We start from the raw sequence: 22,525 nt of genomic DNA on the forward strand, positions 1-22,525 counted from the left end.
TCCTCCGGTTGATGATAATTTTCTCATTAACCGGAGGATACACTCTGGAGTCGACTCCAGAGTCAAGCGCTATTATTTACAGGTACAGCGAGCGAACAATCAGGAAGTGTCCGGCAAAGTAGCAGGCGGCGGCAATCGCGTTATCCGCCCGGAAACGGCGGCGGTAATGGCTACCCAGCCAGACGATATTGCCGATAAACAGCAGCGTCGCGCCGGTAAAGGCCGAAAGGGCTGGCGCCGTTGGGCGGAAGAACCACAGTTCGCCCGCCAGCCAGACCATGACCAGAGTCATGGCGATAAAAGTACATACCGGCCAGCGTAGCTCCTCCAGTCGCGTCCAGATAACGGCGATAAGCAACGCGCCGACTATCAGTAACGCCAGCGGCAGCGGCCAGAAGAACGACAACGTCATTTGGCTGGCAAAGTAAATGGTGTAGAGCAGATGCGATAAGAAAAATGCCCCGACGGCGTACAGCAGGCGTTGACGCGGTAAGAGCGTTAACGCATCGCCGACCAGCGAGGCGCACAGCCCGGCCAACACAAGATAACTGATGGCGTCAAACATCGGCGCTTGCCAGGCCAGTAACAGCAACAGTAATAACGTGACGGGCTTAAAAACCCAGCGTTGCCAGGCTGGCCCGCGATAGGAGGCGTCCACATACAGCCATGCGGACAGGCAGACAGCGATAAACGACCAAAGCATCTTAATTCCTTGAATTCGTTATTTTTTCGCAAACGGTATGCTTGCGGCTCTATTATTCAGTGTAGAGGCCGTGACGGTCAGATGACAACACTATAACGGGCAGGGTATGCTTATTTCCGCATTTTCTGACAGGTTAACAGTATGAGTAAGCCACCGCTTTTCTTCATTATAATCATTGCATTAATCGTAGTTGCCGCGTCGTTCCGCTTCGTTCAGCAACGGCGGGAAAAAGCCGCTAATGAGGCGGCGCCGTTACAGCAAAAGCTGGTCGTGGTCAGCAATAAACGGGAGAAGCCGGTTAATGACCGACGCTCTCGCCAGCAGGAAGTGAGCCCGGCGGGAACCAGTATGCGCTATGAGGCAAGTTTTAAGCCGCTCAATGGCGGTCTGGAAAAAACGTTCCGTTTACAAGCGCAGCAGTACCACGCTTTGACGGTGGGCGATCAAGGTACGCTGAGCTATAAGGGAACGCGGTTCGTCGGGTTTGTTAGCCGTACCCCGGATAACGAATAAACCGTCATCCGGCAGCAAACGTTATTTTTTGTTCTTAAACTTCTTCTGCCAGACCAGCAGCTCAAACACGCCGAACAGGAAAATGCGGATTTTCTCTCCCGTCGTCATCTGCGGACCCTCTTTCGGTATCGTTGATTTCAGCAACGCCAACTGCATACCGTGCATCAGCGCCATGAACACCAACGCCACGTTGACGAAGATATTGAGCGGGCGCGGGAAGGGTTGCACCAGATTAAGAATCAAAAATGCCCACACGAAGAGCATTAATAAGCGGCCCAGATTAATCAACATCATTTTCTCCTTGCGCGTCGCGCTGATACAGACGATAAGCGACCTGTCCGGCCACCTTTTCTCGATACAATGCCCAGTTCGCCGGAACGGGCGGCAGACCGTTTTCCACCTCGCTTTCTACGTAGATTAGCGCGTCGTCGGCCAGCCATCCCTGGGTTTCCAGCAATTGTAACGTCTCTTCCAGCAGCCCTTTACGAAACGGTGGGTCGACAAAGACGACGTGATGCGGCGTTCCCGGCTGGCTGAGGAAGGCCAGAGTATTGGTATTGACGACGCGAGCATTGTTGGCTTTCAGCGTCGCCAGATTTTTTTGCAACTGCTGCGATACGGCGCGATCCATTTCCAGTAACGTTGCCTGGGCCGCATAACGTGATAGCGCTTCCAGACCCAGCGCGCCGCTGCCGGCAAAGCAATCCAGACAATGGGCGTCTACCATTACCGGAGCCAGCCAGTTAAATAACGTTTCGCGCACGCGATCGGTGGTGGGACGCAGACCCGGGCTGTCCGGAACCGGTAATTTACGGCCACGCCATTGCCCGCCAATAATGCGGATTTGGCCGCTGCCAGAGTGAGTCGGTTTTTTCATTTCTCTTGCTCGAACCGCCTGTTGCAAGTTATTCCAGGCGGTGATGTGAATTAAGTTAAGTGATAGACTATTTCATCATTTTTTTAGCTTCCATGTATATAGCGCCGCGAGGGGTGTAGTCGCAGATGGCAAAACAGAAAAAACGTGGCTTCTTTTCCTGGTTGGGCTTCGGTGATAAAGAGCAGAAGCAGGAACAGACCGAAGAACAGCAGATTGTTGAGGAACAACGACCGGTTGAGCCCCCTGTTGAAACGGCGGCAGACGTAGACGCGCAAACGCCCGCGCACAGCAAAGCAGAAACAGAAGCCTTTGCGGAAGAGGTGGTGGACGTTACTGAGAAAGTTCAGGAGAGCGAAAAACCGCAGCCGGTAGAGCCGGAGCCCGCGACGGCCATTGAGATGGCAGCGCCGCAGATCGTGGTGGAACGCGAGGAATTGCCGCTGCCGGAAGAGGTCAAAGACGAGGCTATCTCGCCGGAAGAGTGGCAGGCCGAAGCGGAAACCGTAGAGGTCATTGCCGCGGTAGAAGAAGAGGGCGAAAACGCGGCGAAATTCACTGACGAAGAGCTGGAAGCGCAGGCGCTGGCCGCTCAGGCGGCGGAAGAGGCGGTGATGGTTGTTCCGCCGGCGGAAGAAGACGCGCCGGTGGAAGCGATCGTTCAGGAGCAGGAAAAACCGACTAAAGAAGGTTTCTTTGCCCGCCTGAAACGCAGTCTGCTGAAAACCAAAGAAAATCTCGGTTCCGGATTTATCAGTCTGTTCCGCGGCAAGAAAATCGACGATGATTTGTTCGAGGAGCTGGAAGAGCAGTTGCTCATCGCTGATGTCGGGGTGGAAACCACGCGTAAGATTATCGCTAATCTGACGGAAGGCGCCAGCCGCAAACAGCTTAAAGATGCCGAGGCGCTGTATGGTCTGTTGAAAGACGAGATGGGCGAGATTCTGGCGAAGGTAGACGAACCGCTTAATATTGAAGGTAAAACGCCTTTTGTTATTCTGATGGTTGGCGTGAACGGCGTGGGTAAAACCACTACTATCGGTAAACTGGCGCGCCAGTTTGAGCAGCAGGGTAAATCAGTGATGCTGGCGGCGGGGGATACTTTCCGCGCGGCGGCGGTCGAACAGCTACAGGTCTGGGGACAGCGTAACAACATTCCGGTTATCGCCCAGCATACCGGCGCGGACTCCGCCTCGGTGATTTTTGACGCTATCCAGGCCGCGAAGGCGCGTAATGTGGATGTGTTAATTGCCGATACGGCAGGGCGTCTGCAGAACAAGTCGCACCTGATGGAAGAGCTGAAAAAAATCGTTCGCGTCATGAAAAAGCTGGACGAAGAAGCGCCACATGAAGTTATGCTGACCATTGACGCCAGCACCGGACAGAACGCGGTAAGCCAGGCCAAACTGTTCCATGAAGCGGTAGGCTTAACCGGTATTACCCTGACCAAGCTGGACGGTACGGCGAAAGGCGGGGTGATTTTCTCGGTAGCTGACCAGTTTGGCATTCCTATCCGTTACATTGGCGTGGGCGAACGTATCGAGGATTTGCGTCCGTTTAAGGCGGACGATTTTATTGAGGCACTTTTTGCCCGAGAGGATTAACAATGATTCGCTTTGAACATGTCAGCAAGGCCTATCTCGGCGGGAGACAAGCGCTGCAGGGAGTGACATTCCATATGCGGCCAGGCGAGATGGCGTTTCTGACCGGCCACTCCGGCGCGGGGAAAAGTACCCTGCTGAAGCTAATCTGTGGGATTGAGCGGCCCAGCGCCGGCAAAATCTTCTTCAGCGGGCATGATATTACGCGCCTGAAAAACCGCGAAGTGCCGTTTTTGCGCCGCCAGATTGGGATGATTTTCCAGGATCACCATCTGCTGATGGATCGCACGGTCTATGACAATGTGGCGATACCGTTAATCATTGCCGGCGCCAGCGGCGATGATATCCGTCGTCGTGTGTCGGCGGCGCTGGATAAGGTTGGACTACTGGACAAAGCGAGAAACTTCCCGATTCAACTCTCCGGAGGCGAACAGCAGCGCGTGGGCATCGCCCGCGCGGTGGTCAATAAGCCAGCGGTATTGCTGGCGGATGAACCGACCGGGAACCTGGACGACGCGTTGTCGGAAGGGATTTTACGTCTGTTTGAAGAGTTTAACCGCGTAGGGGTGACGGTACTGATGGCGACGCACGATATTGGACTTATCTCCCGTCGTTCCTATAGGCAGCTCGTCCTGAGCGATGGACATCTGCATGGAGGCCTGGCCAATGAATAGGCGCGACGCGATTAACCAAATCAGGCAGTTCGGCGGACGGCTGGATCGACTGCGTAAGTCTCGCGGCGGAACAGGCGGCGGGCGCAACGCGCCAGGACGCCAGAAGCCGACACCGAAACCGAACTCACGTAAAACGAATGTCTTTAATGAACAGGTGCGCTATGCCTGGCACGGCGCGCTGCAAGATCTGAAAAGCAAACCGCTGGCGACGTTTCTGACGGTGATGGTGATCGCCATCTCCCTGACGCTGCCCAGCGTCTGTTACATGGTCTATAAAAACGTCAACCAGGCGGCGACTCAGTATTATCCGTCGCCGCAGATCACCGTTTATCTGCAAAAAACGCTGGATGATGACGCGGCGGCACGGGTTGTTGGGCAGCTTCAGGCCGAGCAGGGCGTTGAGAAGGTCAACTACCTGTCCCGTGAGGACGCGCTGGGAGAATTCCGCAACTGGTCGGGTTTTGGCGGCGCGCTGGATATGCTGGAAGAGAACCCGCTACCGGCGGTGGCGGTGGTGATCCCCAAGCTGGACTTCCAGAGTACCGCCTCGCTTAATACGCTGCGCGACCGTATCTCGCAGATTAACGGCATTGACGAAGTCCGCATGGATGATAGCTGGTTTGCGCGCCTGGCGGCGCTCACCGGGCTGGTGGGCCGCGTGTCGGCGATGATCGGCGTGCTGATGGTCGCGGCGGTCTTCCTCGTTATCGGCAACAGCGTGCGCCTGAGCATTTTTGCCCGTCGCGATACCATTAACGTGCAAAAGCTGATTGGCGCGACCGATGGCTTTATCCTGCGTCCGTTCCTCTATGGCGGCGCGTTGCTCGGTTTTTCCGGCGCGTTTCTTTCACTGATATTGTCTGAAATTTTGGTGATGCGTTTATCATCGGCGGTGACTGAAGTGGCGCAGGTCTTCGGCACGAAGTTTGATCTCAATGGCTTATCGTTCGATGAGTGCCTGCTGCTGCTGCTGGTCTGTTCCATGATTGGCTGGATCGCCGCCTGGCTGGCCACGGTGCAACATTTACGTCACTTTACTCCCGATTGATAAAATCGTGGTATAATCTTTCCCTGCAATGGGCTTCCGTTCGCAGGGAAAGAGTCCCTGTTGTCTCTTCCCCGCGTGTCATCTTTATGTCACAAGATTTGTGCAAATTATGCACAGTGTTACATTGAACTTGTGGATAAAATCACTGTCTGATAAAAGAGTGGGTGATATTCTCGTTGCTCATCGGCTTTGGCACGGTTGTTGCTCGCTGACGGTGCCAGGCAATACTGATTGAGAGGATTTGAATGACCAAAGAAATGCAAAATTTAGCTTTAGCCCCTGTTGGCAACCTGGAATCTTATATCCGGGCGGCGAACGCGTGGCCGATGTTATCGGCTGACGAGGAGCGGGCATTGGCTGAAAGGCTGCATTACCAGGGCGATCTGGAAGCAGCTAAAACGCTGATCCTGTCTCACCTGCGCTTTGTTGTTCATATTGCTCGTAACTATGCGGGCTATGGTCTGCCGCAGGCGGATTTAATCCAGGAAGGCAACATCGGCCTGATGAAAGCCGTACGTCGTTTTAACCCGGAAGTAGGCGTGCGCCTGGTTTCCTTCGCCGTACACTGGATTAAAGCAGAAATTCACGAATACGTGCTGCGTAACTGGCGTATCGTTAAAGTCGCAACCACGAAAGCGCAGCGTAAGCTGTTCTTTAATCTGCGTAAAACCAAGCAGCGTCTGGGCTGGTTTAATCAGGATGAGGTTGAAATGGTGGCGCGCGAACTGGGTGTTTCCAGTAAAGACGTGCGTGAGATGGAGTCGCGTATGGCGGCGCAGGACATGACGTTTGACATGTCTTCGGACGATGAGTCCGACAGCCAGCCAATGGCGCCGGTGCTGTATCTGCAGGATAAATCGTCTAACTTTGCCGACGGCATTGAAGACGATAACTGGGAAGAGCAGGCCGCCAACCGACTGACCGATGCGATGCAGGGGCTCGACGAGCGTAGCCAGGATATTATCCGCGCTCGCTGGCTGGACGAAGACAATAAGTCTACGTTGCAGGAGCTGGCCGATCGTTACGGCGTCTCCGCTGAGCGTGTGCGCCAGCTTGAAAAGAACGCCATGAAAAAGCTTCGCGCTGCGATCGAAGCGTAATCTTCGCGAATTGCCAATGAACCCTCGAATGTGAATTCGGGGGTTTTGTTTTTTGTAGGCCGGATAAGGCGTTTACCCTGCCATCCGGCAACACGTAGGCCCGATGGCGCTTCGCTTATCGGGCCTACGGGCCCTTCCTCTCCCCCACCGACACAAATCTGTTATCTGAATGTAAATTTAGCTATTCCAAAGTAATAAAAATCGGGTATGTTTTAGCAGAGTATGCTGCTAAAGCACGGGTAGCTAGCCAATAATCGAAATAAAGTGCTGAACAATAACGCCACAACACACGTAACAACCAGAATAATGGGGATTATCAGGATGAATATGAAGGGTAAAACGTTATTGGCAGGATGTATCGCCCTGTCATTAAGCCATATGGCATTCGCAGAGGACATTAAAGTCGCGGTTGTCGGCGCGATGTCCGGTCCGGTGGCGCAGTATGGCGACCAGGAATTTACCGGTGCGGAGCAGGCAATTGCCGATATCAATGCGAAAGGCGGTATTAAAGGCGATAAGCTCGTCGCGGTGAAATATGACGACGCCTGCGACCCGAAACAGGCGGTAGCTGTCGCTAACAAAGTGGTGAACGACGGCATCAAGTATGTTATCGGACACTTATGCTCCTCTTCCACACAGCCAGCCTCTGATATCTACGAAGACGAAGGTATCCTGATGATAACCCCGGCGGCGACCGCGCCGGAGCTGACCGCACGCGGCTATAACCTGATTTTGCGCACGACCGGCCTGGACTCTGACCAGGGGCCAACGGCGGCAAAGTATATTCTGGAGAAGGTAAAACCGCAGCGCATCGCGATTATCCACGATAAGCAGCAGTACGGCGAAGGGCTGGCGCGCGCGGTGCAGGACGGTCTGAAGAAAGGCGGCGTTAACGTCGTATTCTTTGACGGCATCACCGCTGGCGAAAAAGATTTCTCCACTCTGGTTGCGCGCCTGAAGAAAGAGAATATCGACTTTGTCTACTACGGCGGTTATCACCCGGAAATGGGGCAGATTTTGCGCCAGTCCCGCGCCGCAGGGCTGAAAACCCAGTTTATGGGGCCGGAAGGGGTGGCGAACGTCTCGCTGTCTAACATCGCCGGAGAGTCGGCGGAAGGCTTACTGGTCACTAAACCGAAGAACTACGATCAGGTGCCAGCGAACAAACCGATTGTGGATGCCATCAAAGCCAAGAAACAAGATCCTGGCGGCGCATTCGTGTGGACCACCTACGCCGCGCTGCAATCGTTGCAGGCGGGTCTGAACCAGTCTGACGATCCGGCGGAAATTGCCAAATACCTGAAAGGCGCCACGGTCGACACCGTAATGGGACCGCTGTCGTGGGATGAGAAGGGCGATCTGAAAGGATTTGAGTTCGGCGTGTTTGACTGGCATGCGAATGGTACGGCGACAGACGCTAAGTGAGTAACAGCCCGGTGGCGCTTTGCTTACCGGGCCTACAACGAGTACTTCGTAGGCCGGATAAGCGTCAGCGCCATCCGGCTTTTTTGCGCCTGTAATCCGCCCGATGTTGAAAAAAATATCACGACGAAATACACTGTATGTACGGTGTATTACCGTACATTATCCAGGAGTCTCTTTCATGTCAGCCCTAAAAAAACAGCGTATCGATCTGCGGCTCACAGACGGCGATAAAAGCATGATTGAAGAAGCGGCCGCCATTACTAATCAATCAATCACGCAATTTATGTTGAATAGCGCAGCGGAGCGAGCCGCAGAAGTGCTTGAACAGCACCGTCGGGTTATTCTTAATGAAGCATCCTGGGCGCGAGTCATGGATGCGCTTAGTCATCCTCCCACCCCCAATGAGAAATTAAAACGCGCGGCGCAACGTCTACAAGACATGGAGTGAACCGTGGACAACCTGACAATAGAGATTCTGGCTGATAACGCAGAATACAACTGGCGGCAGTTCGACTGCGGTGAAGCATCATTAAACCTTTTTTTAACGCAGCATCTTCAGCGCCAGCATAACAACAAAATCTTGCGCGGTTATGTACTCAGAACCACTACGCCAGAACGGCGAGTGTTGGGGTATTACACCCTGTCAGGAAGCTGCTTTGAACGCGCGTCGTTGCCTTCCAGAACCCAGCAAAAGCGCATCCCTTACCAGAATATCCCCAGCGTTACGCTGGGCCGTTTAGCGGTCGATCTCTCATTACAGGGAAAAGGGTGGGGAGCCATATTGGTCACGCATGCGATGAAAGTGGTGTGGTCGGCATCACTGGCCGTTGGGATTCATGGCATCTTTGTGGAAGCGTTAAACGAAAAAGCCCAGGCCTTTTATCAGCGGCTGGGCTTTATTTCTTTATCCGGAGAAAACGAGCACGCGCTGTTTTACCCGACAAAGTCGATTGAGCAACTTTTTGGCTAGCGCTTCTCCCAGCCGTCATGCTGGGCGGTAAAACCTAACGCCTGCATAAACGCGGCCATCACGCTGCGGTCTTCAACACCGACATCCGCCATCCACCACGACGAGACGTTGGGATTATCGCGGATGACTTCTTCTACCAGGTATTGTCCGACGCCGCGACGACGGGTGATTTCACGCACGCGTAAGGAATCCAGCGCGCCCTGCGTTCCGCTCAGCGTCACTCTTACGGCGCCCAACAAACGCTCGTTAAACCGCGCGGCATAAATCCGGTGCGTTTCATCTACGCTTAATGAGGAGGCGGAATATTCCGGCCAGATTTTGCCCAGATCGATCTGATCCTGAGCGCTAAAGTGTTCTAAACGAAGGATAGTCAGCTTCATCGACGGCTTGTCCCGATTTCAAAAGATGCGATCAGTGTACCGAAACAGGCAGGCCAGATGCTTTCTCTTTTTTGTGTCATTTACCAGGGTATTAATTTTTTAACAACGATAATTACAGTTTGAAGCATTAGAGAATGGAAAACAGGCAGCATAATTCCCTGAATGCTAGTGAATTATTCCGCTTAATATGCCGTTATTTTATGCTGACAAGCGTGCTTTTTTTTGTTTATCTATAGCGAAAAGCAGAATATTATCTTTCCTTAATAGACTGAAAAATAGATATTTTAATCTTATTATGCTTTAAATGCTGCGCTAACTCATTAATGAGTCAGTAAAAAGCGCACCATTTATAAAAAGTACAGTCTGCTTTTTAACCAGCAAAAAACAAAACATATAACATCACGAATGGGGATACAGGCACATGAAACGGAAAGCGAAAACAATAATCGCAGGGATTGTTGCATTAGCAGTCTCGCAGGGGGCAATGGCAGATGATATTAAAGTCGCCATAGTCGGGGCGATGTCCGGCCCGGTAGCGCAATGGGGCGATATGGAATTTAACGGCGCGCGCCAGGCCATTAAAGACATCAACGCTAAAGGCGGGATTAAAGGCGATAAGCTGGTCGGCGTAGAGTACGATGATGCCTGCGATCCAAAACAGGCGGTGGCGGTGGCCAACAAAATCGTTAACGACGGTATTCAGTACGTTATTGGTCACTTGTGTTCTTCTTCTACTCAGCCAGCATCCGATATCTATGAAGATGAAGGTATTCTGATGATCTCCCCGGGGGCGACTAACCCGGAGCTGACCCAGCGCGGCTATCAGTACATTATGCGTACCGCCGGCCTGGACTCCTCCCAGGGGCCAACGGCCGCGAAATACATCCTGGAAACGGTGAAACCGCAGCGCATCGCTATCATTCACGATAAACAGCAATACGGCGAAGGACTGGCGCGCTCCGTGCAGGATGGCCTGAAGCAGGGCAATGCCAATATTGTCTTTTTTGATGGTATTACCGCCGGCGAAAAAGATTTCTCCGCCCTGATTGCCCGCTTGCAAAAAGAGAATATCGACTTTGTGTATTACGGCGGCTACTACCCGGAAATGGGGCAGATGCTGCGCCAGGCGCGGGCTAATGGCCTGAAAACGCAATTTATGGGGCCGGAAGGCGTGGGTAACGCGTCGCTGTCCAATATTGCGGGCGGTGCGGCGGAAGGCATGTTGGTGACGATGCCAAAACGTTATGACCAGGACCCGGCGAATAAGGCGATTGTCGAGGCGCTGAAAGCCGACAAGAAAGATCCCAGCGGTCCGTACGTCTGGATCACCTACGCCGCCGTCCAGTCGCTGACGACCGCAATGACGCGTAGCGCCAGCCATGCTCCGCTGGATCTGGTGAAAGATCTTAAAGCTAACGGGGCTGATACCGTTATTGGGCCGCTGAAATGGGATGAAAAAGGCGATCTTAAGGGATTTGAATTTGGCGTCTTCCAGTGGCACGCCGACGGCTCGTCAACCGTCGCGAAGTAATGCCAGAAGATAAGTTATCCCACCGCCCGCACGCCGGGCGGGTTTAAAAAGGTTACCTTATGTCCGAGCAGTTTCTCTATTTCTTGCAGCAGATGTTTAACGGCGTCACGCTGGGGAGCACCTACGCGCTGATTGCTATCGGTTATACGATGGTGTACGGCATTATCGGCATGATCAACTTCGCTCATGGCGAGGTGTATATGATCGGCAGCTACGTCTCTTTTATGATCATCGCCGCGCTAATGATGATGGGAATAGACACCAGTTGGCTCCTGGTGGCCGCCGGATTTATCGGCGCGATTATTATTGCCAGCGCCTACGGCTGGAGTATCGAGCGAGTCGCTTACCGGCCCGTGCGCAACTCCAAGCGCCTGATCGCCCTGATTTCCGCCATCGGGATGTCCATCTTTCTGCAAAACTACGTCAGCCTGACGGAAGGTTCGCGCGACGTGGCGTTACCCAGCCTGTTTAACGGCCAGTGGATTGTGGGCAGCAGCGAAAACTTTTCCGCGTCCATCACCACCATGCAGGCGGTTATCTGGATAGTCACCTTTCTGGCTATGCTGGCGCTCACCATTTTCATTCGCTACTCCCGGATGGGCCGCGCCTGCCGCGCCTGCGCGGAGGATCTGAAAATGGCCAGCCTGCTCGGCATTAATACCGACCGCGTCATTGCGCTAACGTTTGTTATCGGCGCGGCAATGGCGGCGGTGGCGGGCGTGCTGCTCGGTCAGTTCTATGGCGTAATTAACCCCTACATCGGTTTTATGGCCGGGATGAAAGCATTCACCGCGGCGGTGCTGGGCGGTATTGGCAGCATTCCGGGCGCGATGATCGGCGGTCTGATTTTGGGCGTCGCCGAAGCGCTCTCGTCTGCATATTTAAGTACCGAATATAAAGATGTCGTATCGTTCGCTCTGCTGATTCTGGTACTGCTGGTGATGCCGACCGGTATCCTGGGGCGTCCGGAGGTAGAGAAAGTATGAAACCGATGCATATTGCGATGGCTCTGTTCTCTGCGGCGATGTTCTTCGTTCTGGCTGGCGTCTTCATGGGCGTACAACTGGAGCTGGACGGCACCAAACTGGTGGTGGATACCGCCGCCGACATTCGCTGGCAGTGGATCTTTATCGGTACGGCAGTGGTTTTTTTCTTTCAGTTGCTGCGTCCGATGTTCCAGAAAGCGGTGAAGCACGTCTCCGGACCGAAGTTTATTCTGCCGGCGATCGATGGCTCTACCGTTAAGCAAAAGCTGTTTCTGATGGCGCTGCTGGTTATCGCCGTGGCGTGGCCGTTTATGGTGTCGCGCGGTAGCGTCGATATCGCCACCATGACCATGATTTATATCATCCTCGGTCTGGGGCTGAACGTGGTGGTGGGGCTGTCCGGCCTGCTGGTATTGGGCTACGGCGGCTTTTACGCCATCGGCGCTTATACCTTTGCGCTGCTCAACCACTATTACGGTTTGGGTTTCTGGACCTGCCTGCCGCTGGCGGGACTGGTCTCCGCCGCCGCTGGTTTCCTGCTCGGCTTCCCGGTACTGCGCCTGCGCGGCGACTATCTGGCGATTGTGACGCTCGGCTTCGGCGAAATCGTCCGTATCCTGCTGCTCAACAACACTGAAATTACCGGCGGCCCGAACGGTATCAGCCAGATCCCCAAACCGACGCTGTTTGGTCTGGAGTTTAGCCGCAGTACTCGCGAAGGCGGCTGGGATACCTTCAGCAATTTCTTTGGCGTGAAGTACGACCCATCCGACCGGGTCATTTTCCTTTATCTGGTGGCCCTGTTGCTGGTGGTCCTGTCGCTGTTTGTCATTAACCGCCTGCTGCGTATGCCGCTGGGCCGGGCGTGGGAAGCATTGCGTGAGGATGAGATCGCCTGTCGCTCATTAGGTTTAAGCCCGACGCGCATCAAGCTGACCGCTTTTACTATCAGCGCCGCGTTTGCCGGTTTCGCCGGGACGTTGTTTGCCGCCCGCCAGGGCTTTGTCAGCCCGGAATCCTTCACTTTCGCCGAATCCGCCTTCGTGCTGGCGATTGTGGTGCTGGGCGGAATGGGCTCGCAGTTTGCGGTGATCCTGGCGGCGGTTCTGCTGGTGGTGTCGCGCGAGTTGATGCGCGACTTCAACGAATACAGCATGTTGATGCTCGGTGGTTTGATGGTGTTGATGATGATCTGGCGCCCGCAGGGATTGCTGCCGATGACGCGTCCGCAGTTGAAGCTGAAAAGTGGTCAGGCGAAAGGAGAGCAGGCATGAGTCAGCCATTATTAGCGGTTAACGGCCTGATGATGCGCTTTGGCGGTTTGCTGGCGGTCAACAATGTATCGCTGGAATTGCGTGAGCGGGAAATTGTGTCGCTGATTGGCCCTAACGGCGCGGGTAAAACGACGGTGTTTAACTGCCTGACCGGTTTCTATAAGCCGACAGGCGGTACGATCACGTTGCGCGAGCGGCATCTGGAAGGGTTGCCGGGCCAGCAGATCGCCCGCATGGGCGTGGTACGCACTTTCCAGCATGTGCGCCTGTTTCGCGAAATGACGGTGATTGAAAACCTGCTGGTGGCGCAGCACCAGCAACTGAAAACGGGCCTCTTTTCCGGCCTGTTGAAAACGCCCGCTTTCCGCCGTGCGCAAAGCGAAGCGCTGGACCGCGCGGCGACCTGGCTTGAGCGTATTGGCCTGCTGGAACATGCCAACCGCCAGGCCAGTAATCTGGCCTACGGCGACCAGCGCCGGCTGGAGATTGCCCGCTGCATGGTGACGCAGCCAGAAATTCTGATGCTCGACGAACCGGCGGCCGGCCTTAACCCGAAAGAGACCAAAGAGCTGGATGAGCTGATTGCCGAACTACGTAACCATCACAACACTACTATCTTGCTGATTGAACACGATATGAAGCTGGTGATGGGCATTTCCGATCGCATTTACGTGGTGAATCAGGGCACGCCGCTGGCGAACGGCACGCCGGAAGAGGTTCGCAACAACCCGGACGTCATCCGCGCTTATCTGGGTGAGGCATAAGATGGAAAAAACGATGTTAACGTTTGAAAAAGTTAGCGCCCACTACGGCAAGATTCAGGCGCTGCACGACGTCAGTCTGCACATCAACCAGGGGGAAATCGTTACCCTGATTGGCGCTAACGGCGCGGGGAAAACGACGCTGCTTGGCACCTTGTGCGGCGATCCGCGCGCCTCCAGCGGACGGGTGGTGTTTGACGGTAAAGACATCACCGACTGGCAGACGGCGAAAATCATGCGTGAAGCGGTGGCGATAGTACCGGAAGGGCGGCGCGTCTTCTCGCGGATGACGGTGGAAGAGAATCTGGCGATGGGCGGTTTTTTTGCCGAGCGCGATCGGTTTCAGGAACGTATCAAATGGGTGTACGAGCTGTTTCCGCGCCTGCATGAACGCCGTATCCAGCGAGCGGGTACCATGTCCGGCGGCGAACAGCAGATGCTGGCGATTGGCCGCGCGCTGATGAGCCAGCCGAGGCTATTGCTGCTGGATGAACCGTCGCTGGGGCTGGCGCCGATCATCATCCAGCAGATCTTCGACACCATTGAGCAGTTGCGCGAGCAGGGTATGACCATCTTCCTTGTCGAGCAAAACGCCAACCAGGCGCTGAAGCTCGCCGACCGCGGTTATGTGCTGGAAAACGGCCACGTAGTGCTATCCGATACCGGTGATGCACTGCTGGCGAACGAAGCGGTGCGCAGCGCCTATCTGGGCGGATAAGGCGCAGTTTACAGCTGCCATCTGGCAAACGCGCCCGGTGGCGCTACCGCTTACCGGACCTGGCGGATTACTCGGCATTCGGCAAATCAGTAGAACATTTTTCGTACCAATATGTTATAGTTGAGAATAATTATCAACTATAACCACCGAAGAAGGAGCAAGGATGATACGTTCAGGCGCCTGCATAATGGGAACGCTGTTGTTCGCGGCTTCGTTCAGTGTTAACGCCTTAACCTCAAACGATTTTGATCCCCGCGATCCTGCTATCTGGCAAGAAGAAACCGCAACGCCTTATCCACTGGCCGCAACGACCTGCGAAGTGCGTCATCATCTGGATTGTGCAACGTGGGAGGATGAAAAATCCGACATTCAGCGTGAACGCGAGCGGCGAGATCAGCGGCGCTTACAAAATCTGTACAAAAAGTATTCTCATCGTGATTAACTGCTGACGCCAGCCAAATAACGCATGTCTGGTCGGCATTACGCTGTCAGACGTGCCGTAGCTCCCACTTTTCTTTTCCGGCGCTTTCACTGCCTTGCCATCTCTCTGTCGCCTTACTATCTTTTTTTTGTAATAAAAAAGTTATTTTTCTGTCATTCGAGCATGTCATGTTACCCCCGCGAACATAAAACGCGTGATATCGCGCATCCCGGCACAAAAAGAGAGATAACCGATGATATCGTTACGACATACAGCTTTAGGACTGGCGCTGAGTCTGGCATTTACGGGTCAGGCGTTGGCCGTCACCACTATTCCATTCTGGCATTCAATGGAAGGGGAGTTAGGCAAAGAAGTTGATTCACTGGCGCAACGTTTCAACCAGGCCAATCCGGATTACAAAATCGTTCCGGTCTATAAGGGGAACTATGAACAGAACCTGAGCGCCGGGATCGCGGCATTCCGTACCGGCAACGCGCCGGCAATATTGCAGGTTTATGAGGTTGGGACAGCGACCATGATGGCCTCGAAAGCCATTAAGCCGGTTTATGAAGTGTTTAAAGACGCCGGTATTAACTTTGACGAGTCCCAATTTGTACCAACCGTTGCAGGCTACTACACCGATGCTAAAAGCGGGCATCTGCTCTCCCAGCCCTTTAACAGCTCCACGCCGGTACTGTACTACAACAAAGACGCCTTTAAGAAAGCCGGTTTAGATCCGGAACAGCCGCCGAAAACCTGGCAGGAGCTGGCTGACTATACCGCGAAATTGAGAGCGGCAGGCATGAAATGCGGTTACGCCAGCGGCTGGCAAGGCTGGATCCAACTGGAAAACTTCAGCGCCTGGAACGGTCTCCCCTTCGCCAGTAAAAACAATGGCTTTGACGGTACAGATGCGGTGCTGGAGTTTAATAAGCCAGAGCAGGTGAAACATATCGCGCTGCTGGAAGAGATGAATAAAAAAGGCGATTTTAGCTATGTTGGGCGTAAGGACGAGTCTACCGAGAAGTTTTATAACGGTGACTGCGCGATGACAACCGCGTCCTCCGGTTCGCTCGCCAATATCCGCCAGTATGCCAAATTTAACTATGGCGTGGGTATGATGCCGTACGACGCTGATATCAAGGGCGCGCCGCAAAACGCCATTATCGGCGGAGCCAGCCTATGGGTCATGCAGGGTAAAGATAAAGAAACCTATACCGGCGTCGCCAAATTCCTCGACTTCCTGGCAAAACCGGAAAACGCTGCTGAATGGCATCAAAAAACTGGCTACCTGCCGATTACCACCGCCGCCTACGAGCTGACCCGCGAGCAGGGTTATTACGATAAAAACCCCGGTGCGGATATCGCCACTCGCCAGATGTTGAATAAGCCGCCGTTACCCTTCACCAAAGGCTTGCGTCTGGGCAATATGCCGCAGATTCGTACTATCGTGGACGAAGAGCTGGAAAGCGTCTGGACCGGGAAGAAAACCCCACAACAGGCGTTGGATACCGCAGTGGATCGCGGGAATCAGTTACTGCGTCGTTTTGAGAAAGCGAGCAAATCTTAAGTGTATAAGTGCCTGATGGCGCTGCGCTTATCAGGCCTACAGCGTTTGTAGGCCGGATAAGGTGCTTGCACCGCCATCCGGCACCTTCCAGGAAAAGAACCTTCATGTCATCATCCCGTCCGGTGTTCCGCTCGCGCTGGCTGCCGTATTTACTGGTTGCCCCGCAGTTGGTTATCACCGTTATTTTCTTTATCTGGCCTGCGGGCGAAGCGCTGTGGTATTCGCTGCAAAGCGTCGATCCGTTTGGTTTTTCCAGCCAATTTGTCGGGCTGGAGAATTTTGTCGCGCTTTTTCACGACAGTTATTATCTCGACGCCTTCTGGACGACGATTAAATTCAGCGCGCTGGTCACGTTTAGCGGCCTGCTGGTCTCGTTGTTTTTCGCCGCCCTGGTGGATTACGTGGTGCGCGGCAGCCGTTTTTATCAGACGCTGATGCTGCTGCCTTATGCCGTCGCGCCCGCCGTCGCCGCCGTATTGTGGATTTTCCTGTTTAACCCGGGGCGGGGATTAATCACCCATTTCCTCGGCGAATTCGGCTATAACTGGAACCACGCGCAAAACAGCGGTCAGGCGATGTTCCTGGTGGTATTTGCGTCAGTCTGGAAGCAGATTAGTTACAACTTTTTATTCTTCTTTGCCGCGCTGCAATCCATTCCCCGCTCGCTGGTGGAAGCGGCGGCCATTGACGGCGCCGGGCCGATTCGTCGTTTCTTCCGGCTTTCTTTGCCGCTTATTGCGCCGGTCAGTTTCTTCCTGCTGGTGGTCAACCTGGTGTATGCCTTTTTCGACACCTTCCCGGTGATCGACGCCGCGACCGCCGGCGGGCCGGTACAAGCCACCACGACGCTGATTTATAAGATATATCGCGAAGGGTTTACCGGCCTGGATCTCTCGGCGTCCGCCGCGCAGTCGGTGGTGTTGATGTTCCTCGTCATCATTCTGACGGTGGTGCAGTTCCGCTATGTGGAAAGTAAGGTGCGTTACCAATGATAGAGAATCGTCGCGGGCTGACAATATTCAGCCATACCATGCTGATTCTGGGGATCGCGGTCATTTTGTTTCCGCTGTATGTCGCGTTTGTCGCGGCGACGCTGGACGACCGCGCGGTGTTTGAGACGCCGATGACGCTGCTTCCCGGCACGCAGTTACTGGAGAATATCAAAACTATTTGGGTCAACGGCGTCGGTGTTAATAGCGCGCCATTCTGGCTGATGATGCTTAACAGTTTCATTATGGCGTTCAGCATTACGGTAGGCAAAATCACGGTATCTATGCTTTCCGCATTCGCCATCGTCTGGTTTCGTTTTCCCCTGCGTAACCTGTTCTTCTGGATGATTTTTATCACCCTGATGCTGCCGGTTGAAGTGCGTATCTTCCCGACGGTGGAAGTGATCGCCAACCTGAAAATGCTCGACAGCTATGCTGGTCTGACGCTACCGCTGATGGCGTCCGCTACCGCCACTTTCCTGTTTCGTCAGTTCTTCATGACGCTTCCGGATGAACTGGTGGAGGCGGCCCGTATTGACGGCGCGTCGCCGATGCGCTTTTTCCGCGACATCGTGTTGCCGCTGTCAAAAACCAACCTGGCGGCGTTATTCGTCATCACCTTTATCTACGGTTGGAACCAGTATCTGTGGCCGCTGTTGATTATCACCGACGTGAATCTTGGCACTGCCGTAGCGGGTATCAAAGGGATGATCGCCACTGGCGAAGGTACCACGCAATGGAACCAGGTGATGGCGGCAATGCTGCTCACCCTTATCCCTCCGGTCGTAATTGTGTTAGCCATGCAACGGGCGTTTGTGCGTGGTTTAGTGGACAGTGAGAAATAAAAATGGCTGGTTTAAAACTACAGGCAGTAACCAAAAGCTGGGACGGCAAAACCCAGGTCATTCAACCGTTAACGCTGGACGTGGCGGATGGCGAATTTATCGTGATGGTCGGGCCGTCCGGCTGCGGCAAATCAACGTTGTTGCGGATGGTGGCCGGTCTGGAACGCGTGACCAGCGGCGATATCTGGATTGATCGCAAACGTGTCACCGAGATGGAGCCCAAAGATCGCGGCATCGCGATGGTATTTCAGAACTATGCTCTCTATCCCCATATGAGCGTAGAGGAGAACATGGCGTGGGGACTAAAAATTCGCGGTATGAGTAAAGCGCATATTGAAGAACGCGTGCGGGAGGCGGCGCGCATTCTGGAGCTGGACGGCCTGCTTAAACGCCGTCCACGCGAGCTTTCCGGCGGTCAACGGCAGCGCGTGGCAATGGGGCGCGCGATCGTCCGCGAGCCGGCAGTCTTTTTATTCGACGAACCGCTTTCTAACCTCGACGCCAAGCTGCGCGTGCAGATGCGTCTGGAGTTACAACATCTGCATCGTCGTCTTCGTACCACCTCGCTCTATGTTACTCACGATCAGGTAGAGGCGATGACGCTGGCCCAGCGGGTGATGGTGATGAATAAAGGCGTCGCAGAACAGATTGGCACGCCGGTAGAGGTATATGAAAAACCGGCCAGTCGCTTCGTGGCGAGCTTTATTGGCAGCCCGGCGATGAACCTGTTGGACGGCGTTATCAGCGCTTCCGGCGACCGTTTCGAATTGCCTGGCGGTCTGGCGTTGCCGATTGGTGCGGGCTATCGGGGTCATGCCGGACGTAAAATGACGCTGGGTATCCGCCCGGAGCATATTGCGTTAAGCTCGCAGGCGGAAGGCGGCGTGCCGCTAACGGTAGACACGCTGGAGATTCTGGGCGCGGATAATCTGGCGCATGGGCGCTGGGGCGATCAGAAACTGGTGGTGCGGTTGGCGCATCAGCAGCGCCCGGCGGCGGGCAGTACGCTATGGCTGCATCTGCCGGAACATCAGCGGCATCTTTTTGATGGCGAAACAGGACAACGTGTATGAGTAACTGGCCTTATCCCCACATTGTCGCCCATCGCGGCGGCGGTAAACTGGCGCCGGAAAACACTCTGGCGGCGATTGACGTGGGCGCGCGATACGGGCACACCATGATTGAGTTTGATGCCAAGCTGTCGAAAGACGGCGAAATTTTCCTGCTGCATGACGATAACCTGGAGCGCACCAGCAACGGTTGGGGCGTGGCGGGCGAGTTGAACTGGCAGGATTTATTGCGTGTGGACGCTGGCGGTTGGTTTAGCGGCGAATTTAAAGGCGAGCCGCTGCCGCTGCTCTCGCAGGTGGCGGAGCGCTGCCGTAAACACGGCATGATGGCGAATATTGAGATCAAACCGACAACGGGGAGCGGAAGGCTAACAGGACGCGTCGTGGCGTTGGCCGCCCGCGAACTGTGGGCCGGGATGACGCCGCCGCTGCTTTCTTCCTTTGAGATAGAGGCGCTGGAAGCGGCGCAGGCGGCAGCACCTGAACTGCCGCGCGGGTTACTGCTGGATAAATGGCGTGAAGACTGGCATGAACTGACGACCCGTCTGGGCTGTGTTTCCCTCCATCTCAACCATAAATTACTCGATGAGACGCGAGTGCAAGAGATTAAGGCCGCGGGTCTGCGGATTCTGGTGTATACCGTCAATCAGCCCCAGCGGGCGGCAGAGCTGCTGCGCTGGGGCGTGGATTGTATCTGCACCGATCGTATTGATGACATCGGCCCTCACTTTCAGTTTTAAGGGCTGTCAGTTTTAAGGGCTGATGGTTTTCAGCGGGATGTCAGGCTGCGGCGTCCCGCTGTCCTGCTGCAACATTGGCTGGGAATGGTTTAGCATCCGGTCCGGATTTCCGCTGCCGCTGAGCATTCCGCCCTGCGTATTGGGCAGCGTTTGCTGACCGAGCATACCGTTGCCCGGCTGTCCCTGCTGAACCCGCTGCGTATTGGCATTCAACTGCGACTGTAGATTTTGCTGCTGGCTGCGCGCCTGCGTTTGCATCTGTTGTTTCAACATACCCTGCTGCTGAATCTGCTGCGTTTGCATCTGCGTCTGCATACGCTGCTGGCTGGGGATCTGATAACCTGGCTGATTAGGATTATTCATAGTGTTAATTGGCTGGGCCAATACAGCAAAGGGTAACAAAGCCGTAATAAGTAGTAAGCGTTTCATTGTCGTCTCCTCCCGATGAGGCCTCTTTTTAAGTGTACCTCTATTTCGCCATGATGATGATTTTTTAAGCGTTGTGGACCAGGATTAAACGGGACATACACCCATTTATCTGGAGAAAAACAACGATGAAACCAACGTTTATGCGCTGGGTGGCGATCGCCGCTCTGCTGGCCGGGGGGACGTTTAGCGCGGTGGCCAATCCTCCCGTCGCGCCGCCAGTCTCCTATGGTGTTGAAGAAGATGTCTTTCATCCTGTGCGGGCGACGCAAGGGATGGTGGCCTCGGTGGATGCAATGGCGACGCAGGTTGGCGTGGATATCTTAAAGCAGGGCGGTAATGCTGTGGATGCCGCCGTCGCCGTGGGCTATGCGCTGGCTGTCACGCATCCGCAAGCCGGGAATCTGGGCGGCGGGGGATTTATGCTGCTGCGCACTAAAGATGGCGCTACCACGGCGATTGATTTTCGTGAAATGGCGCCGGCCGGCGCTACGCGCGATATGTTCCTCGACGATCAGGGTAACGCCGATGCGAAAAAGTCGCTGACGTCGCATCTGGCATCCGGTACGCCGGGTACCGTGGCGGGGTTCTCGCTGGCGCTGGAGAAATACGGCACGATGCCGCTGAATAAAGTGGTGCGTCCGGCGATGAAGCTGGCGGAAGAGGGTTTTGTGGTTAACGATGCGCTGGCCGACGACTTAAAAACTTACGGCAGCGAAGTGATCCCTAATCATGAGAACAGCAAAGCTATTTTCTGGAAAGACGGCAAGCCGCTGAAAAAAGGCGATAAGCTGATCCAGAAGAATCTGGCGAAAAGCCTGGAAATGATTGCCGAAAACGGCCCGGCTGCGTTTTATAAAGGGGCGATTGCCGACCAGATTGCCGGGGAAATGCAGAAGAACGGCGGTCTGATGACCAAAGAGGATTTAGCCAGCTATAAAGCCGTTGAGCGTACGCCAATCAGCGGTGACTATCGCGGGTATCAGGTCTTCTCCATGCCGCCGCCGTCCTCGGGCGGTATTCACATCGTACAGATCCTGAATATCCTCGAAAATTTCGACATGAAGAAGTACGGCTTTGGCAGCGCCGATGCCATGCAAATCATGGCGGAAGCGGAAAAATACGCCTACGCTGACCGTTCAGAGTATCTGGGTGACCCGGACTTTGTGAAAGTGCCGTGGCAGGCGCTGACCAACAAAGCCTATGCGAAAACGCTGGCCGATCAAATTGATATCAACAAGGCCAAACCTTCCAGCCAGATAAAACCGGGCAAGCTCGCCCCGTATGAAAGCAACCAGACCACCCACTTCTCGGTGGTGGATAAAGACGGCAATGCCGTGGCGGTGACCTATACCCTGAACACCACCTTCGGCACAGGAATTGTGGCGGGAAATACCGGTATTCTGCTGAATAATCAAATGGATGATTTTTCTGCTAAACCCGGTGTACCTAATGTTTATGGCCTGGTGGGCGGCGATGCTAACGCGGTCGGTCCGAAGAAGCGTCCGCTGTCGTCGATGTCGCCGACTATCGTCGTTAAAGAGGGCAAAACCTGGCTGGTGACCGGCAGCCCTGGCGGGAGTCGAATCATCACTACCGTGCTGCAAATGGTAGTGAACAGCATTGATTTTGGCATGAACGTCGCCGAAGCGACCAACGCGCCGCGTTTCCATCATCAATGGTTGCCGGACGAACTGCGGGTAGAAAAGGGCTTCAGCCCCGATACGCTGAAGTTGCTGGAACAGAAAGGGCAGAAAGTCGCGCTGAAAGAAGCGATGGGCAGCACCCAAAGTATTATGGTTGGACCGGATGGCGAACTGTATGGCGCGTCTGACCCGCGTTCCGTGGATGATTTAACGGCGGGATACTGATTTTTAATTCCAGGCCCGGTGTCAGACACCGGGCT

Annotated in this window: 25 protein-coding genes; 20 read left to right on the forward strand and 5 right to left on the reverse strand. The window is 54.5% G+C overall.

Annotated features, from left to right (window positions below):
- Positions 1-76: 76 nt before the first annotated feature.
- Entirely contained in the window at positions 77-703 is a 627-nt protein-coding gene (locus ACLJZ5_RS10530; RefSeq protein ID WP_000964735.1) for a lysoplasmalogenase, read from the reverse strand.
- A 141-nt stretch (positions 704-844) separates the two neighbouring features.
- On the opposite strand from ACLJZ5_RS10530, the gene ACLJZ5_RS10535 reads away from it, so the two are divergent.
- Positions 845-1,216: a DUF2500 domain-containing protein gene (locus ACLJZ5_RS10535; protein ID WP_000042850.1), complete on the forward strand. Its 372-nt coding sequence runs from the start codon at positions 845-847 to the stop codon at positions 1,214-1,216.
- A gap of 21 nt (positions 1,217-1,237) precedes the next feature.
- Here the strand turns inward: ACLJZ5_RS10535 and ACLJZ5_RS10540 are convergent, their stop codons facing one another.
- Complete coding sequence (locus tag ACLJZ5_RS10540) at positions 1,238-1,507, reverse strand: DUF1145 family protein (protein WP_000906762.1); 270 nt, start codon at positions 1,505-1,507, stop codon at positions 1,238-1,240.
- The gene (gene rsmD / locus ACLJZ5_RS10545) at positions 1,497-2,093 is read right to left on the reverse strand and encodes a 16S rRNA (guanine(966)-N(2))-methyltransferase (RefSeq protein ID WP_000743275.1); all 597 of its coding nucleotides are present in this window, start codon (positions 2,091-2,093) and stop codon (positions 1,497-1,499) included. Before rsmD ends, ACLJZ5_RS10540 begins: the two co-directional genes overlap by 11 nt.
- Before the next feature lie 125 nt (positions 2,094-2,218).
- Between rsmD and ftsY the strand changes: the two genes are divergently transcribed.
- From ftsY to ACLJZ5_RS10580, 7 genes are all read left to right on the forward strand, one after another.
- Positions 2,219-3,694, forward strand: a complete 1,476-nt coding sequence (ftsY, locus tag ACLJZ5_RS10550) for a signal recognition particle-docking protein FtsY (protein ID WP_024797727.1) — start codon at positions 2,219-2,221, stop codon at positions 3,692-3,694.
- 2 nt (positions 3,695-3,696) lie between these two features.
- The gene (gene ftsE, locus ACLJZ5_RS10555) at positions 3,697-4,365 is read left to right on the forward strand and encodes a cell division ATP-binding protein FtsE (RefSeq protein WP_000617729.1); all 669 of its coding nucleotides are present in this window, start codon (positions 3,697-3,699) and stop codon (positions 4,363-4,365) included.
- Positions 4,358-5,413 (forward strand): permease-like cell division protein FtsX, encoded by a 1,056-nt coding sequence (gene ftsX, locus ACLJZ5_RS10560; protein ID WP_001081707.1) that lies wholly within the window; start codon positions 4,358-4,360, stop codon positions 5,411-5,413. Before ftsE ends, ftsX begins: the two co-directional genes overlap by 8 nt.
- A 245-nt stretch (positions 5,414-5,658) precedes the next feature.
- The gene (gene rpoH, locus ACLJZ5_RS10565) at positions 5,659-6,513 is read left to right on the forward strand and encodes an RNA polymerase sigma factor RpoH (protein ID WP_000159621.1); all 855 of its coding nucleotides are present in this window, start codon (positions 5,659-5,661) and stop codon (positions 6,511-6,513) included.
- Between the two features lie 321 nt (positions 6,514-6,834).
- On the forward strand, positions 6,835-7,938 hold the full coding sequence (livJ, locus tag ACLJZ5_RS10570) for a branched chain amino acid ABC transporter substrate-binding protein LivJ (protein WP_220541924.1): 1,104 nt from the start codon (positions 6,835-6,837) through the stop codon (positions 7,936-7,938).
- Positions 7,939-8,116: 178 nt separating this feature from the next.
- Complete coding sequence (locus ACLJZ5_RS10575; protein ID WP_001275017.1) at positions 8,117-8,386, forward strand: DUF1778 domain-containing protein; 270 nt, start codon at positions 8,117-8,119, stop codon at positions 8,384-8,386.
- A gap of 3 nt (positions 8,387-8,389) precedes the next feature.
- Positions 8,390-8,908, forward strand: coding sequence for a GNAT family N-acetyltransferase (locus ACLJZ5_RS10580; protein WP_000369560.1), 519 nt, complete (start codon positions 8,390-8,392; stop codon positions 8,906-8,908).
- Here ACLJZ5_RS10580 and panM read toward each other — a convergent pair.
- Positions 8,905-9,288 carry an aspartate 1-decarboxylase autocleavage activator PanM gene (gene panM, locus ACLJZ5_RS10585; RefSeq protein WP_000778873.1) on the reverse strand — a complete coding sequence of 128 codons (384 nt, stop codon included), beginning with the start codon at positions 9,286-9,288 and terminating at the stop codon, positions 8,905-8,907. The two genes, ACLJZ5_RS10580 and panM, sit on opposite strands and share 4 nt — an antisense overlap.
- Before the next feature lie 421 nt (positions 9,289-9,709).
- On the opposite strand from panM, the gene livK reads away from it, so the two are divergent.
- From livK to ugpQ, 11 genes are all read left to right on the forward strand, one after another.
- Positions 9,710-10,819: a high-affinity branched-chain amino acid ABC transporter substrate-binding protein LivK gene (gene livK, locus ACLJZ5_RS10590; protein WP_000822977.1), complete on the forward strand. Its 1,110-nt coding sequence runs from the start codon at positions 9,710-9,712 to the stop codon at positions 10,817-10,819.
- 59 nt (positions 10,820-10,878) lie between these two features.
- Positions 10,879-11,805, forward strand: a complete 927-nt coding sequence (gene livH, locus ACLJZ5_RS10595; RefSeq protein WP_000003007.1) for a high-affinity branched-chain amino acid ABC transporter permease LivH — start codon at positions 10,879-10,881, stop codon at positions 11,803-11,805.
- Positions 11,802-13,079, forward strand: coding sequence for a branched chain amino acid ABC transporter permease LivM (livM, locus tag ACLJZ5_RS10600; RefSeq protein WP_000803766.1), 1,278 nt, complete (start codon positions 11,802-11,804; stop codon positions 13,077-13,079). Before livH ends, livM begins: the two co-directional genes overlap by 4 nt.
- The gene (gene livG, locus ACLJZ5_RS10605) at positions 13,076-13,843 is read left to right on the forward strand and encodes a high-affinity branched-chain amino acid ABC transporter ATP-binding protein LivG (protein WP_024797726.1); all 768 of its coding nucleotides are present in this window, start codon (positions 13,076-13,078) and stop codon (positions 13,841-13,843) included. Before livM ends, livG begins: the two co-directional genes overlap by 4 nt.
- Position 13,844: 1 nt before the next feature.
- The gene (gene livF, locus ACLJZ5_RS10610; protein WP_000416114.1) at positions 13,845-14,558 is read left to right on the forward strand and encodes a high-affinity branched-chain amino acid ABC transporter ATP-binding protein LivF; all 714 of its coding nucleotides are present in this window, start codon (positions 13,845-13,847) and stop codon (positions 14,556-14,558) included.
- A 163-nt stretch (positions 14,559-14,721) separates the two neighbouring features.
- Entirely contained in the window at positions 14,722-15,000 is a 279-nt protein-coding gene (locus ACLJZ5_RS10615; RefSeq protein ID WP_031617853.1) for a hypothetical protein, read from the forward strand.
- 232 nt (positions 15,001-15,232) lie between these two features.
- A complete protein-coding gene (gene ugpB, locus ACLJZ5_RS10620; protein ID WP_000624747.1) occupies positions 15,233-16,549 on the forward strand; it encodes a sn-glycerol-3-phosphate ABC transporter substrate-binding protein UgpB in 1,317 nt (438 codons plus the stop codon).
- A gap of 104 nt (positions 16,550-16,653) precedes the next feature.
- Positions 16,654-17,541, forward strand: a complete 888-nt coding sequence (gene ugpA, locus ACLJZ5_RS10625; protein WP_000099306.1) for a sn-glycerol-3-phosphate ABC transporter permease UgpA — start codon at positions 16,654-16,656, stop codon at positions 17,539-17,541.
- The gene (gene ugpE / locus ACLJZ5_RS10630) at positions 17,538-18,383 is read left to right on the forward strand and encodes a sn-glycerol-3-phosphate ABC transporter permease UgpE (protein WP_000572196.1); all 846 of its coding nucleotides are present in this window, start codon (positions 17,538-17,540) and stop codon (positions 18,381-18,383) included. Before ugpA ends, ugpE begins: the two co-directional genes overlap by 4 nt.
- Before the next feature lie 2 nt (positions 18,384-18,385).
- Positions 18,386-19,456, forward strand: a complete 1,071-nt coding sequence (locus ACLJZ5_RS10635; protein ID WP_000907842.1) for a sn-glycerol-3-phosphate import ATP-binding protein UgpC — start codon at positions 18,386-18,388, stop codon at positions 19,454-19,456.
- The gene (gene ugpQ, locus ACLJZ5_RS10640) at positions 19,453-20,193 is read left to right on the forward strand and encodes a glycerophosphodiester phosphodiesterase (protein ID WP_024797724.1); all 741 of its coding nucleotides are present in this window, start codon (positions 19,453-19,455) and stop codon (positions 20,191-20,193) included. The genes ACLJZ5_RS10635 and ugpQ overlap by 4 nt, the downstream gene beginning before the upstream one ends.
- Before the next feature lie 12 nt (positions 20,194-20,205).
- On the opposite strand, the gene ACLJZ5_RS10645 is transcribed toward ugpQ, so the two are convergent.
- Complete coding sequence (locus tag ACLJZ5_RS10645; RefSeq protein ID WP_000826041.1) at positions 20,206-20,622, reverse strand: DUF2756 family protein; 417 nt, start codon at positions 20,620-20,622, stop codon at positions 20,206-20,208.
- Between the two features lie 125 nt (positions 20,623-20,747).
- Here ACLJZ5_RS10645 and ggt point away from each other — a divergent pair, with 125 nt between their 5' ends.
- A complete protein-coding gene (ggt, locus tag ACLJZ5_RS10650; RefSeq protein ID WP_024797723.1) occupies positions 20,748-22,490 on the forward strand; it encodes a gamma-glutamyltransferase in 1,743 nt (580 codons plus the stop codon).
- Positions 22,491-22,525 lie beyond the last annotated feature (35 nt).

It is taken from the genome of Salmonella sp. 5800, from assembly GCF_046558195.1.
Classification (GTDB): Bacteria; Pseudomonadota; Gammaproteobacteria; order Enterobacterales; family Enterobacteriaceae; genus Salmonella; species Salmonella enterica.

Coding starts and splice junctions, on each gene's coding strand:
- ACLJZ5_RS10535 (WP_000042850.1), top strand. CDS start 845: ATGAGTAAGCCACCGCTTTTCTTCATTATAATCATTGCATTAATCGTA.
- ugpB (WP_000624747.1), top strand. CDS start 15,233: ATGATATCGTTACGACATACAGCTTTAGGACTGGCGCTGAGTCTGGCA.
- ugpQ (WP_024797724.1), top strand. CDS start 19,453: ATGAGTAACTGGCCTTATCCCCACATTGTCGCCCATCGCGGCGGCGGT.
- ACLJZ5_RS10530 (WP_000964735.1), bottom strand. CDS start 703: ATGCTTTGGTCGTTTATCGCTGTCTGCCTGTCCGCATGGCTGTATGTG.
- ACLJZ5_RS10645 (WP_000826041.1), bottom strand. CDS start 20,622: ATGAAACGCTTACTACTTATTACGGCTTTGTTACCCTTTGCTGTATTG.
- ftsY (WP_024797727.1), top strand. CDS start 2,219: ATGGCAAAACAGAAAAAACGTGGCTTCTTTTCCTGGTTGGGCTTCGGT.
- ftsE (WP_000617729.1), top strand. CDS start 3,697: ATGATTCGCTTTGAACATGTCAGCAAGGCCTATCTCGGCGGGAGACAA.
- livK (WP_000822977.1), top strand. CDS start 9,710: ATGAAACGGAAAGCGAAAACAATAATCGCAGGGATTGTTGCATTAGCA.
- livF (WP_000416114.1), top strand. CDS start 13,845: ATGGAAAAAACGATGTTAACGTTTGAAAAAGTTAGCGCCCACTACGGC.
- ugpA (WP_000099306.1), top strand. CDS start 16,654: ATGTCATCATCCCGTCCGGTGTTCCGCTCGCGCTGGCTGCCGTATTTA.
- livJ (WP_220541924.1), top strand. CDS start 6,835: ATGAATATGAAGGGTAAAACGTTATTGGCAGGATGTATCGCCCTGTCA.
- ggt (WP_024797723.1), top strand. CDS start 20,748: ATGAAACCAACGTTTATGCGCTGGGTGGCGATCGCCGCTCTGCTGGCC.
- livH (WP_000003007.1), top strand. CDS start 10,879: ATGTCCGAGCAGTTTCTCTATTTCTTGCAGCAGATGTTTAACGGCGTC.
- ACLJZ5_RS10615 (WP_031617853.1), top strand. CDS start 14,722: ATGATACGTTCAGGCGCCTGCATAATGGGAACGCTGTTGTTCGCGGCT.
- panM (WP_000778873.1), bottom strand. CDS start 9,288: ATGAAGCTGACTATCCTTCGTTTAGAACACTTTAGCGCTCAGGATCAG.
- ACLJZ5_RS10635 (WP_000907842.1), top strand. CDS start 18,386: ATGGCTGGTTTAAAACTACAGGCAGTAACCAAAAGCTGGGACGGCAAA.
- ACLJZ5_RS10540 (WP_000906762.1), bottom strand. CDS start 1,507: ATGTTGATTAATCTGGGCCGCTTATTAATGCTCTTCGTGTGGGCATTT.
- livM (WP_000803766.1), top strand. CDS start 11,802: ATGAAACCGATGCATATTGCGATGGCTCTGTTCTCTGCGGCGATGTTC.
- rpoH (WP_000159621.1), top strand. CDS start 5,659: ATGACCAAAGAAATGCAAAATTTAGCTTTAGCCCCTGTTGGCAACCTG.
- rsmD (WP_000743275.1), bottom strand. CDS start 2,093: ATGAAAAAACCGACTCACTCTGGCAGCGGCCAAATCCGCATTATTGGC.
- livG (WP_024797726.1), top strand. CDS start 13,076: ATGAGTCAGCCATTATTAGCGGTTAACGGCCTGATGATGCGCTTTGGC.
- ugpE (WP_000572196.1), top strand. CDS start 17,538: ATGATAGAGAATCGTCGCGGGCTGACAATATTCAGCCATACCATGCTG.
- ACLJZ5_RS10575 (WP_001275017.1), top strand. CDS start 8,117: ATGTCAGCCCTAAAAAAACAGCGTATCGATCTGCGGCTCACAGACGGC.
- ftsX (WP_001081707.1), top strand. CDS start 4,358: ATGAATAGGCGCGACGCGATTAACCAAATCAGGCAGTTCGGCGGACGG.